This is a genomic window from Erwinia oleae (assembly GCF_000770305.1).
GTDB classification, from domain to species: domain Bacteria; phylum Pseudomonadota; class Gammaproteobacteria; order Enterobacterales; family Enterobacteriaceae; genus Erwinia; species Erwinia oleae.
In genome coordinates, this window is sequence record NZ_JNVB01000092.1 from 1 (window position 1) to 12,852 (window position 12,852).

Sequence of the window (12,852 nt, forward strand, 5' to 3'; positions counted from 1 at the left end):
GTATTTCTTTATCCAGGCGTAAAGGCTGTGGGTGGTGATATCGAGACGTGTTGCAACGCTGGAAACAGAATAACCACGATCAACAACCTGTTTGACTGCTTCAATTTTAAACTCTTCGGGATAACGCTTACCGCTCATGGGCACCTCTCTTTAAGCCATCTTAAATGACTCCGAGGTGTCTGTTAAACCCGTGGCGATTCAAAAGCCATTCATCTTCATGACTGAAAAAATCACTGTGAGGAGAAAAATAAAGAGTGAAAAAAAATTGGTCGAGTATGTTACCAATTTGGTTGTTGCAGTATAGGCATTTGAGTTTGGCATATCATTAAACACGCGCTTGAGAGATAAAACTCCCAGCATAATTTTGGAATATTGCTTTAAGTATGCACCGAAGGTGTTGACTGGCGTCATCGTGGGATATTCCATTATTGTTTTTCTACGAACTGCCAGCAGGTCGAGCCGATAGCCCAGTTCTATGTCATCAGAATATTTAGGAAATCCACCTGTCCTATCCAGCGCGCTGCTCTTAATAAGTAAGCAAGCTCCCATGCCCAAACGCAGGTAATACTTGCACTTAAAGTGGTTAAGGAAGCTTTCAACAAATAATACACGGTATAGATGGTCTAATGCGCTCAGAGATGAGAACCATCCCATTCCCGGTTTGGCAGTGGTGACGGGGATCGCCTGAATCATCTCTATGCCCTGCCCGGTACGGGTCTCTGCTATGGTCCGTTCAATCAGTGTCGTTGAGGGCCTGGCATCAAAATCAAAAACAAATATCCAGAATGGGTGGGAACTGTTAGCTTTAATTTCGCGGTAGATGCGATTTAGCTTCTCCTGCTTAGATTGGCTCACTCGATCGTGTTTTAATGTAATAGGATAGACTTCCTGCAGACGTTGAATGCAGCTATATGTGCTATACTCACTAGCTTCCGGTGAGGTAATAATTACCAGCTCACATTCATCTGAATATGGCTTTAATAGCTCGTAGTAATACGAGACAGTTTCCTCTGCAATCTTTACCTCATTCAAGGCTGGTAAGACAAACCAAATTTTTTGAGAATTCTCCAGCTGCAAAACAGAGGTCGAACCGGATCTCTTTAGCTTCCACCATGTCAATATCAATACAATTGATCTGATTATGAAAAATGTAAGTACAACGATGTAGAATAAATCCATCTGACTATTCCTTTTCAATGAATAATTCGATGACGATTGAAGTATGTCGCAATTTAGCTTTTTAACGATCTAAAGTGATTGAATTAAATTCTTCTTTATAATTTTTATGTGATGTGAACATCAAATTGACAAAGCTGCCGTTTGTCTTAATTAGCTTGCCTTTATGCTCAATAAAAGAATGCTGTCTGGCTATGCTGTCTAGATCCATCTCGCCTTCACATAGCGCTGAGCAAAGCTGAGTTATCAGCTCGCATAAAGCATGCGTCTCGTTATCAACGTTATCAACGTCGCTATTTAGGCGATTGAGCAACATTACATCTATCACAGAAGTCAGATAAGGAGGCCTTTTTTGCAAAGAAGTGAGGAAAACACATTCACGGTACAAATGAAGCAGGGTATGTAAATAGTTATAAAAGGGCTCAAGGAATGATATGCCATTTACCTCAGTTGCCTTGCGCAATATTTCTTCTGTGGATATCTTGTCCTGTTTCGTCGTCCAACTGAGCGTAAAAGCTATATCGATGACGATCGGTATTCCGTCGACTATTTTAACATAGTGAGGTAGATGATCCGGACTCATACGGTATTTAAGTAGAGTTTCAGGTTTGTGTGCATGCACAGCGCGCGTTTGATGGTGATAGAACCCGCAGGTAAAGCCCGCTGCGGCCAACAGTGATTTCAGGTCATCTGCACTGGTTACATCAACCAGCAGATCTACGTCGTTTGAAGTACGATGGCTGGGGTGGTGGTAGAGCGCTGCCAGCGATTTTCCCTTTCGCAATGCATAATGAATTTTTTCCTGTTTCATCATTTTTGCCAACGTATCCAGTTCTTTGTCTGCAAAACTCTGTTTTTTTTCAAGATGGGAACAGTAACTGGCAATAAGCTCACAATCTTTATAGCCTACTTCCTTATACAGGTTCTGCTGATGGATAACATAGTTTAACAGGGGCAATAATTTATGCTGATTCAGGAAGGAGATATCAATGCCCCTAGTATTTTTAAAAGTTTCATTATAAAAGTAAGCGTCGTATAATTCTCTAAAAAGGGTTAATTCACTCTGTCCTGACATATTATCCTCCTAGTTACTCTAGATTTATAATTTCTCTGATTTTGGTCTTGCCATGAAATCCGTTCAGTGACGCATTGCTACAGTAAGCCCCCAGATTGTCACAGTGTAATAAGGTACCTATACTGATAGTGTCCGGGGACAGCGTTGCATAGCCCAGCATATCTAGCGCTGTACAACTTGGGCCATAAACCCGACAGCGGACAGTCGCCGTGTGAATTCCTTTAGGCGCATCATAATAAAATTCTAGGTCGGGCTCTTTTATTCTGCGCAGCATATAAAGGCCGGCAATTTGCGCAATTCCACAGTTGATAACGATATATGGGCTGGCAGAGTTGAAATTGTAGTCGAGCACACTGCAGCTTAGCCTGCCTGCGTTACCCGTCAACGCTCTACCACTTTCAAAAATCAGAGAAACCGGCGGAAGGTTACTTTCGTTGATGACTTTTTCCAGCTCTTCTGAGAGCTTAAAAGCTGAAGTAATCACCTGCTGATTCATCTTCTGGCCATAGGGAGCAGGAAATCCACCACCAACGTTTAGCATATTGATCTGTGCAACAAATTCAGGATCAACTCTCTTAATTTCTTCAATTGCACAGCGCAGGGTTTCACTTAGCTGGTTCATATCGGAAATTTGTGAACCGATATAGAGATGAAATCCTACTACTCTCTGTTTTGCTCCGGGATGAGCTCGGGATAATAACGTGTTAATCGTTTCCGCTGTCATGCCAAAAGGGCTATCTGGCAACCCGTTAAAAATTCCATAGCGGACTGAAGGAAAATATGAAAGTCGAAACAGACCTTGAACATCAATATCATGCTCTATAATTTTGCAGAAAAAAAGAAAATCATTAGGTGATTCAATAGAATAAATTAGGTTATGCTTTGATGCGGCATCGAGCAGCGCAGACATCGGTATGGAAATTTTCTCGTTACCTGTCAGGCAGAGAGTTCTTTTTTTACCTACATAACTACTTATTAATGCTAGTTCTTCTTTCGATGCAATATCAAATCCGTCCACTGTATCACAGAAAAATTTTATTATTTCCGGATTGTTATTTGCTTTCAATGAATATAGGAGTTGACTGTTATAAGGTAACACCGTCCTAAGATAGTTGACATTATCGTTTAGCTTTTCAGTTTTATACTCAATATACGCCCCTGTTATACTATTCACTGAAGGCATTAATGATCTCCTCAAAGGTAAAATCTCCAGAAATCAGTCTCTCTAATTTATCTTCAGGTAAAATTTTCCCGCTTTTCGCTTCAAGCTCTACGATCAAACCAACCAGTAATAGAGAATCAAGGCCCGCATCATAGACATTCATTGTTAATAACTTATTATTGAATTGATGTCCTGTATTGCGTGTTACAAAACTGTTGATAATTTCAATCATTTTTATCTCGCTTGAATTTTATTCAGAATTTGTAATGTTTCGATGTTAATCTTATTTAAATCAGCATTGTTAAACATAAGTGGAGCTGATAATAAGTCGGTGTAGGCCTGTTGAAACCAGTCATTTTCCTTTTTTGTCAGATAGCCTTCTTTAAATCCAAGTATATCGAGTATGATTTTCATCCCGCTACAAACATTCTCTGCAATGATTATTTTTGCGGAGTTATTTTGAATGTGCTGCTCAAGTACATCAGTGATTTTTTCTTTATCTAATGCAGGTGGGTGCTGTTCAAGACGTTCAATCAGACATGAATTGATGAGATCAAAATTTATTACCTGTTGCATTTTTTCATAATGGTAGAATTTATATTCTTTTACTATATGCCTTACATAGTGCAATGCGCGATTGAACATAGCGGCCCAAGATATTCCCCAATAAAGATGAGCGTAAAAGGCTAAAACATTATTAGACAAATTCAAATTGTGATCGTCTATAATATGACAAGATTTCTTCTGAACGCTGAATTCGACCCTCTCAATTCGATTTTCCTTCATACCCCATGTATTAATCGACTCCTCTTTTTCAATATGCAAATCGTTCTTATCACAAAATACGATAGAATTTCTAGTACCGACCAGCCCAGTGAAGATAACATGAGTGGCTTCAGCGAAATAACTTACAAATGGGCAATTTCTAGTCAGTAATTCAGCATTAACTTCAAGGCATACCCTGCTATTCAAACTCGCCCCTTTTATTGAGGTCGTAGCAGAAGCAATCAATCCCGTATGTTTTAGGCTACTGATGGAGGACATTTTCAGCACATTTACAGCCTGCATGTGCTGGCTGAAGGTCACTGCCAGTGAAAGTGACACAGCTGTCAGTTGCTCAATTATCGACCGAACATCATTATGTCCGAATTCATTATTTAAATAAAGGTCATTGAAATGACTCTCATATAGTCGATAGGATAGTTCGTCAACGGTTTTAGATTGGATAATAAAATCTACTAAAGTAAATTTATCTTGAAATTTCACTGATAATTCTGGATTCTTCATTAAGGTTTTCCATCAACTGAGTAATGTGAGGCGTAAGATTAAAGTTTTTCTCTTTAATAGCCATCTGGTTTATAGATACAGAGAGATCATGATAACTCTGGCTCAGTGCTAGCATTTTCGTTTGTAGATAATTATTTTTAAGAACTTCATAAGCAAACAATGAAAACCAACCTCGAGTGATATGCATTTTCCAGATGTTACGATTCCAAAGAGGGATTGCTGCAGATGATTTATTAATTAGCATATCTTCAGTGATATCATTTTGTATTTTTTGATGAATATCAGGAGTATTATAGTGAGGATACAGTGCACAGCTTTTACTAAACTCTGCCAATATCTCGTCGATGTCCAAATGTTTTTCAGGTTTTTGCATTACGAAGTACACAGAAATTTTCTCATTTTCCCGAGAAAACAAATGATTCCAGGACATAAGTTTAAATTTTTCATCACTGGTTTTCATGACTAGCTGTTCATTTTTAATATTTACCTCTTTAGTATAGATCATGTGTGGAATGTCAATAGGCAAACCGGTCTTGATCAACCTCATTCTGAGTAGAAGACTGCTATATGAATGCTGAATGACCGCACCCTGCGATAGCTTGAGATCATTAATAAACGATTGTTTTTCCGAGTGCAGATAATGTTTCTCTGTGATGAGAAATCCATAACGTTTGAGATTTACTATTGGATGCCCATATTCAATGGCAAAATTTTTCCTGCTATCCATATACTTCAGGTAAATTTTATTATAGGCACAGCATCCTACTATTTCTCGATATACTGAATTTTCAAGTACGCTGATAATGGATTGCATTCTACAGTCTACTGGCAGTAACATTACATCCCCTTAAGGTTTAAATTTTCTTTTTTTCTGAGAACAATTTCTCTTAAAACAATGGCATGATGTTCATAAAAGTATTTTTTTAAAACCTCTTTAATACTTTCAGCTGGTAGATCATTTCGTGATGTGATGATAATTTTGTTATCTCGACTGGATATATCATTAATGTCAGGATAAGTCTGTTGAATGAAACGCTTAACTGTTTTGCTATCGATTCTCTTTCCATTAATTTTAATAATTTCATTCGACCTTCTAAGAAAGGTTATGAAGCCGTTATTGTCGATATGGATTATGTCGGTAGTATTAAGCTGTCGTTGCCCCTCATGCTCCGTAAATTGACAAGGGCCCCCAGATGCATAACCATTGATCACATGTGCTCCCCGCGCAATGCATTCACCCGCGCCACTTCTGAGGATACGTTCGTCTTTATCTTTGATTAGTACGCAGGTGCCCGGTATCGCTAATCCCACACAGTTGCTCTCTATCACACAGATTTCAGGAGGTGTAATGCTCACCCGCTTACATTCCGTAATGCCGTACATCGTAATGATATGGGTTTCCGGTATAAGCTGATGACATTGCTCTAACGTCAGTTGTTCCAAAAATTCACCTGTCAATGTTATGTAGAGAGGCGTTTTTCCCGATGCATTAAGCTTGCGCAGGTTGAGATATTGCTTCAATAAACCAGGAATCAGCGCTATATAGTTACAGTCGTAACGAGAAAATACATCAAAAGAACGGTGAGCTTTGAGTCTGAAATCACTGTATATAACAGAACCGCCACTGGCGATAGCCATCAGAAACTGATAAAGGCTATAATCAAATGACAGCGGTGTAGTAACACCAATTCTTGATTTATTATTATATTTAAGTGTTGCAGAGATGCTGGTCATCGAAAAAAAAATATTATCCTGAGACACAGTCATTTCTGTTGGCTTATCAGACGTTGTTCCAGAAGAGTGAAACGAGAGAGTTGAATTGCTTTGTTTACGGTTCATTATCTCTTCAGTCAGCATCTTCTGAAGTTCCATGCTGGATGCCTGATGCTTATAGTTCTCTATCGACTGCCAATAATCATCGTCTACTGTCGTACCTTCCCAGCCACGATGAACTAAGGCTACGCTGACATTATTATTTAGCAATGCCAGTAACCTCACCAGTGTAGAAAATGCAGTGCTCTCCCTTAGAAAGACTTTTTTTTCTGTACTGGTGTTTTCTCGAATCGTCTTAGCATAGATGAGTATAGATTCCAGGAGTTCGTGATAGGTGATAACCCTGTCATTTTCTATCAGGAATGTGTTTTCCCGGTGGCGATAGATGTTCATTAATAGATAGTCTGGTAAATTCATTCCCCCTCCCTCACGATTATGTATGTTCTCCGCCTAGGCGAATTATTCTGTCAGCAGAAAGAATAGTTTCATTACGATGGGCAATGATAACCCTAGTCATCTTTAATGATTTAACATTTTCACTAATAACGCTTTCATTTTTTATATCAAGATGACTAGTTGACTCATCCATAATGAGTAATTTGGGCTTTTTATATAATGCACGGGCAATAAGCAATCGCTGTATTTCCCCTCCAGAAAAAGCATCCGATCCTGAGTGATACCAGGTTTCATATTTCATGGCTAATGTCTCTATCTTCTTATCAATATTTGCCATAGCGCAACATTCAATTACACGCTCAATGTCAGGATGCTTCTCAAAGTTTGAAATATTTTCGATCAGAGAGCCAGAGAGCAGTCGATCATTTTGAAATACGGAAGCTACATTTTTCCTGTATGTCTTTATATCAATATCTTTAAGTTCAACATTCTCAATGCATATACTGCCTTCATAACTATCATAAAATCCGGCTAAAAGTTTTGCCAGTGTTGTTTTGCCTGTGCCAGAGTCACCGGTAATAGCAACGGATTCACCAGCCTTTATTTCCAGGTCAAGCTCCTCAAAGATTGCTTTTTCATGCTGACTATACTTAAAACTTAACTTACTTATAGCAATATGAAATCCTTCCTCTTTGCTTTTAATTGCAATATTCCCTTTTCTCTCATTACTCATGCAGAGTATTTCGTTTATCCTGTCGCTATAGACTGACATTAGTTTAATTTCAGAAATCTTTAAAATAAAATCTACAGTGCGTATGAAGAAGAAACTTCTGATAAAAAGATAAGTGAATACACTTCCTATCGTCAGTCCGTTCCCCCACATAAATGCAAATATTACGAAAACGGTAATGAACTGATCTGCATTGTTTAGGCTTGTCTTCAAATCAATTAACAATAATGCATACTTGTCATAAGTGTGCTTATCACATTCAGCATCAAATGATTTATCAAGCCAGCGTCGGTATCGATTTTTTTCACTCTGCGCCATTTTTATGCTGGCCATTGCAGTTATGGACTCCTGCACAATAGAGTACAGAATTGGAGCTTTGGCATATTCACTGTTTCTTGCATACATTTGATGTTTGTAGAATATCATTCTAACCAATATAAATATTGTAAGAATCACTACCGTTATTAGCGGGAGGAGATGATTTAAAAAAAATAGCGTTGCAAGCGATACAACCGAAAGCAGAGCATTAGTAACGATGTTGGAGGATTCAGTGCTAAATGTTCTTCTTATGTAGTTGATGCTATTTAATCGCGCCGCTATTTCTCCGGCATTCTTTTTTTCATAAAAACTCAAAGGAAGGTTGAATATTTTGTTTTGTAGTTCTTCCTGCATGGTTAAATAGAATTCACTCCCCTTGACCAGTAATATTTTGTTTTTTATTACCGAGACTATAATAGTTAGAGTTATTAATATTGAGGATAGCATCACATATCCAGCGATGACACTAGATGACGTTTCTTTAATGACTTTGTCGATGAGCCATCCATAGGAGAAAGGAATTGCAATATTGATTGTTTCAAGAATCAATGAAATAACCAATATATATGGTATAGTAGACATGAAAATTGGGAAAATTATTTTCTTCACATGATCTTCATTCTTCTTTTTTCTCTTAACAAGATCTGTACTAGGCATCATAATTAGGCAGATACCATTAAACTGTTTTTCAAACTCCTGCTGTGGTATTTTCCTTCTGCCGCTGACTGGATCTATTATGTAAAAGTTTCCCTTGCGGTATGCCTCAAAAACAACATAGTGGTTCTTATTCCAATGCAAAATAGTAGGCTCTTTCTGTTTGGTTAGCCTTTCTGTTGAACATTTAATAGCAGTGCTGCTAAACCCTATTTCTGTAGCGATATTTTTGAGAATTAGAAGGTTTGTTCCGCGTACACTCGTTGAATAAGCAAACTTTAATTCTTCAAGTGTCAACTCCTTGCCCCAGTAACCAGATATCATGCACAGGCATGCATGTCCGCAATCGGCTTGCTCACTTTGTAAAATAACTTTAATTTTTTTTCTCATCATAATCTGACTATTTTTCAAGTAGAGAGTGAATTAGGCTCTGCTTGGTTGCGTTGTCAATATATATCACAGATATATTTTTGCGAGGTGTCAGTTGGACTGTGTTTGTGGAAAATTCTATCGTTACACCACAGTGTGAATTATTCTGTTTATACATTGGTTGATAATGATAAGTATACTGGCCGTTGCTTTCCTTATAGGGATTTTCAACCCTTAATTTAGACTGCACGGCGTTCAGGCACTCTGATTCAGACATTTTTCGTGGAAGCTGAGAGGTAAGTTGATAGGTGCTTATAACTTTACCCTTGGCTACCTCGCTGGCTGCCAGCGAAGCGTTTAAATCAACTTCTTTTCTGCTTATAACTTCAAACTGCGTCAGCAAAATGGCAAGAAGACTCAGACTGGCAGCAACGCTCATTCCGGTTATCAGGATAAAAGATCTACTGATGAATTTTTTATTCAGACGCGTGGTCAGCTCTACCGACATATCGAAAGAACATCCTGTGAAATACAGGGGAGTCACCTCCCCTGCGTGGGTACTATCAGGCTTTCATACCACCCGCGATGGCAATCATCTCTTCCTCAGTCAGCTCAACAGCTTCGTGAGTTTCGTTTAACTCTAATTCATCATTAAAAAGCATAATGTATCTCCGTAAGTTATTAACTTTTATATTACACAACCTTAATACGAACACATTTTAATCGGTGTTACATATTTGACGTGTACTTCATGGGCATCCCCATGGCTACCGCACAACGCTATGATAATTAGCGTCGTTTTGGTTTAGCATAAAAAGTTATACAAAACTTACATTTATTTAACAATGCTGAACTTATAGCCATTTTGTAATATTATGTAAATTTATGAAAGAAAACATTATATTCCATATGTCGACTATACTGTCTTTGGTGATCAGGTAATGAGAGTTTTCCTAGATGAACAATCTTCCATGAGGTTATTGGCTGGCGAGTTAGAGGATTCGACAAATAAACGATGATTCTATGGGGGGAAGACAACCGAAGGTGAGGACGCTGGGGTTGCAAACGCGGTTTGTGCTATCACCTCTTATCGGGATACGTTTTGGGTCAGCATTTCAGCCAGAGTACGTCTGCATAACCCCGGCCCTGGTTCCATGTCGGCATGTTTCGCTGTACAACCTGACTCGTGCCGGAGTTTGTTTAGGCGGCTTTCTAACTGACAAGCAATCTACCATATCATCCTTGCGATGAATTAACCCCTGACCTGCAGCCACTTTGTTGACACACGATTACTTTAGAAAGGCCTGCTTCTGGCTGTGAGTTCAACTGATGGACGCAACACACTTATTGAACCGTTCTGCGGGTGATTCATAGTCTAGCGTTTTCTCGGCCTTTCGTTGAGCTGTCTGGCAACACTGTTAAGTCTTTGCTGGCTGTGAACCGATAAGTCAGTTCCTTTTGGAAAATATTGTCTGAGTAATCTGTTTGTATTTTCATTTGAGCCGCGTTGCCAGGGAGACTGAGGATCACAGAAATAAATCTGAATATCTGTCGCTACAGTAAATCGGGTGTGGCCAGTCATTTCCGCCCCCCGATCCCATGTTAGTGTTTTATAAAGTTCAACAAGTAATTCCCGGGCTTGTCTGATGAGTGCAGATATAACCGTTATGGCTTTGTTGTCTCTGATTTTTGCAAGCATAACAAAGCGGGAATGGCGTTCTAGGAGAGTGACAATATAGGAGTTTTTCGAGCCCTGGATCAGGTCACCTTCCCAGTGACCCGGTATGGCTCTGTCTGCAACTTCAGGTGGCCTTTCGCTTATTGATATCGCATCCGGGATTGATCCTAACCCTTTACCTTTAAGCGATGACGTTCTGGATCTACGAACTGCTCTTCCGCTTCTGAGATATTGCTGCAGCTCTTTTTTAATGCCCCCCGGGTTTGTATACAAAGCGTTTTATAAATCGTTTCGTGTGACACATGCATTTCCTGATTATCCGGGCCGAAAGACCGGAGGTAGCACAGATGGTCTTGCCTGATACCAGCCGTTGCTGGGTAATGAAAGAGCTGGCCCGGTAACTCTAGAACCGGCGGTATGACGGGCACAGCAGACGCCTGTGGCTGGAATGGATCGCGATGGCCAAAGACGTGGGAACCCCGCTGCTGAGCAGTGCCGCCCGGACGTTACGTAAACGGCTGTACGGGATCCTGAATGCCATGAAGCACCGGGTATCAAACGGCAACGCAGAATCACTGAACAGTAAAATACGGTTGCTGAGGATCAAGCCCAGAGGATACCGGAACAAAGAACGGTTCAAAACCGCAGTGATGTTCCATTACGGCAGGTTAAACATGGAGTTATGAGCCTCCCACCATAATCGGGGAAGACCCATATAAACATAGTATAATGATGCTTTTTTAATGATGACAAGTCGTAACGCATTGAAAAAAATTAACCCGATGATTTTAGAGAATTTATTAGTAACTCTGAGTACTGAAGCAGTAATTAGTAATTGCTCAAAAAATCCGCTATAGTCCCTTTAGAACTCACCTAATTCGGAGGGGGAGATGTATCAGTCTCAAGAAAAACGCGCCTGGGAACGTGGTGTTCGTCTCGCTGCAATATGGAAGGGTATCAAAAAAATTTTTACACGTTTAGATCAGCGCTGCGTCATACTGGCTAAACAATACAAACTGCCGAAGTGGTTAGGCCACATACCGCTGCTTTTAGCTGTCCTTTGTTCGTTAGTTGCACTTATAGCAGGCGGTCTCTTGATAAGCTGCAGCGCAATTTTATTATGGACTTTTATTGCTGCCATAACACATATAGGATCTAGCTCTAAAGATGCTTCAATAAATAGTTTTAATGAAACGAAAGATGAAAATAATTTTCATGATGAATTTGTAATGAATAGCGCCATCAATAATGAATATGATGGCGCTCCTTACAAATCCCCGGGTGAAGATTAGGCCCAATTAACTGGGCCAGTAAAACTACCCTTTGGTTGCTTTACTGCCGATAGCATTACCAGCAGCTTCTCCAAGTTTCCCGCCTGTATTCTGAGCAGTTTCAGCACCCTTTTGAAAGGCAGCGCTAACAGCGACACCCAAGCTGGCCCCTGCCCACGAAAGAGCTCCCAGCCAAACGGCAGGCAGTACAATAAACATCGCTCCCATTACCAGATTCATAATGAGGTCATCTGAGCTGTTCTGCAGTCCCGCCATATTAAAGCGGCTGTGTGTGTCTGAACTGTACAACGCTGTCAGGAGCCAGCTGTCGAGCCAGCGCGCCAGTTCCCACCAGAACGTCAGGAAGTTCAGGGCGAATATTACAAAAGTCAGCGTAATAACGGCCTTGAACTCGTAAGCCGCAAACGCCAGAATCAGCGGCAGCATGACATACATTGCCATCAGCAGGATAGCCTGCACCATTGGCAGCGCCTGTCGCATCGCATCGAACGCCGGAAATGCCGCCAGACTGCCGAGAGATGTCCCGCCAATAGCCGCCAGGCGTGCCGCGGCATTATCCAGGGTAAAATCGGCGTTGCCGCCATAGCCGGCATACACATGGCCACTCTGTGAGACCGTCAGGCTCTCCGGGCTTACCAGACGCCGTATGACAGCTTCCTGATAGTCACTGTCGTTAAAGCCTGACATTTTCATTGCGGCCGTAAGCGTATCGTTCAGACCGTCTTTTATTTTTCCCCGTGTTTCCTACCATGGACATTTTCGCGAACATGGACACTACCGTGGACAGAAACACGCCTTACACCAGAAGGCCCTGGATCACAGCTGCACTCAGCCTGCGCTTTAACGACGCCCTGACTTACCGTGAAATCGCTGAGCAACTGAACATCAGTACTTCCTCTATGCATAAAATGTTCAAGCGTTTTCGCCGCACGGGTATTAACT

At 40.5% G+C, this 12,852-nt stretch carries 12 protein-coding genes and 3 pseudogenes; 3 read left to right on the forward strand and 12 right to left on the reverse strand.

Features of this window, described 5'->3' with window-relative positions; all coding sequences use genetic code 11:
* The 11 genes and pseudogenes from GS12_RS20400 to GS12_RS23650 form a co-directional block, all read right to left on the reverse strand.
* On the reverse strand, nucleotides 1–138 hold a 138-nt coding region (locus GS12_RS20400; RefSeq protein ID WP_034950317.1), incomplete at its 3' end, for a transposase.
* A 60-nt stretch (nucleotides 139–198) separates the two neighbouring features.
* Nucleotides 199–1,179, reverse strand: coding sequence for a glycosyltransferase (locus tag GS12_RS20405; protein WP_034950320.1), 981 nt, complete (start codon nucleotides 1,177–1,179; stop codon nucleotides 199–201).
* A 61-nt stretch (nucleotides 1,180–1,240) separates the two neighbouring features.
* Nucleotides 1,241–2,251, reverse strand: coding sequence for a nucleotidyltransferase family protein (locus GS12_RS20410; protein WP_034950321.1), 1,011 nt, complete (start codon nucleotides 2,249–2,251; stop codon nucleotides 1,241–1,243).
* 13 nt (nucleotides 2,252–2,264) lie between these two features.
* The gene (locus GS12_RS20415; protein WP_034950322.1) at nucleotides 2,265–3,434 is read right to left on the reverse strand and encodes a type III PLP-dependent enzyme domain-containing protein; all 1,170 of its coding nucleotides are present in this window, start codon (nucleotides 3,432–3,434) and stop codon (nucleotides 2,265–2,267) included.
* The gene (locus tag GS12_RS20420) at nucleotides 3,418–3,645 is read right to left on the reverse strand and encodes a phosphopantetheine-binding protein (protein ID WP_034950324.1); all 228 of its coding nucleotides are present in this window, start codon (nucleotides 3,643–3,645) and stop codon (nucleotides 3,418–3,420) included. The genes GS12_RS20415 and GS12_RS20420 overlap by 17 nt, the downstream gene beginning before the upstream one ends.
* 2 nt (nucleotides 3,646–3,647) lie before the next feature.
* Nucleotides 3,648–4,700 carry a hypothetical protein gene (locus GS12_RS20425; RefSeq protein ID WP_152601454.1) on the reverse strand — a complete coding sequence of 351 codons (1,053 nt, stop codon included), beginning with the start codon at nucleotides 4,698–4,700 and terminating at the stop codon, nucleotides 3,648–3,650.
* Nucleotides 4,663–5,538, reverse strand: a complete 876-nt coding sequence (locus GS12_RS20430; protein WP_034950329.1) for a hypothetical protein — start codon at nucleotides 5,536–5,538, stop codon at nucleotides 4,663–4,665. The genes GS12_RS20425 and GS12_RS20430 overlap by 38 nt, the downstream gene beginning before the upstream one ends.
* A complete protein-coding gene (locus GS12_RS20435) occupies nucleotides 5,538–6,890 on the reverse strand; it encodes an AMP-binding protein (RefSeq protein WP_034950332.1) in 1,353 nt (450 codons plus the stop codon). Before GS12_RS20435 ends, GS12_RS20430 begins: the two co-directional genes overlap by 1 nt.
* A gap of 16 nt (nucleotides 6,891–6,906) precedes the next feature.
* Entirely contained in the window at nucleotides 6,907–8,964 is a 2,058-nt protein-coding gene (locus GS12_RS20440) for a peptidase domain-containing ABC transporter (RefSeq protein ID WP_034950334.1), read from the reverse strand.
* Between the two features lie 7 nt (nucleotides 8,965–8,971).
* Nucleotides 8,972–9,448 (reverse strand): hypothetical protein, encoded by a 477-nt coding sequence (locus tag GS12_RS20445; protein ID WP_034950336.1) that lies wholly within the window; start codon nucleotides 9,446–9,448, stop codon nucleotides 8,972–8,974.
* An 814-nt stretch (nucleotides 9,449–10,262) separates the two neighbouring features.
* A pseudogene (locus GS12_RS23650) lies at nucleotides 10,263–10,947 on the reverse strand (IS30 family transposase); the annotation flags it as partial.
* Between the two features lie 33 nt (nucleotides 10,948–10,980).
* On the opposite strand from GS12_RS23650, the pseudogene GS12_RS24095 reads away from it, so the two are divergent.
* Nucleotides 10,981–11,304, forward strand: a pseudogene (locus tag GS12_RS24095) (transposase); the annotation flags it as partial.
* A 204-nt stretch (nucleotides 11,305–11,508) separates the two neighbouring features.
* Entirely contained in the window at nucleotides 11,509–11,910 is a 402-nt protein-coding gene (locus tag GS12_RS23085; RefSeq protein ID WP_052118547.1) for a hypothetical protein, read from the forward strand.
* Between the two features lie 24 nt (nucleotides 11,911–11,934).
* Here the strand turns inward: GS12_RS23085 and GS12_RS20460 are convergent.
* Nucleotides 11,935–12,615, reverse strand: a pseudogene (locus GS12_RS20460) (conjugal transfer protein TraG N-terminal domain-containing protein); the annotation flags it as partial.
* A 62-nt stretch (nucleotides 12,616–12,677) separates the two neighbouring features.
* Between GS12_RS20460 and GS12_RS24420 the strand changes: the two are divergent.
* Nucleotides 12,678–12,852 (forward strand): sigma factor-like helix-turn-helix DNA-binding protein (locus GS12_RS24420; RefSeq protein ID WP_235421276.1); only part of this gene is annotated, 175 nt, incomplete at its 3' end.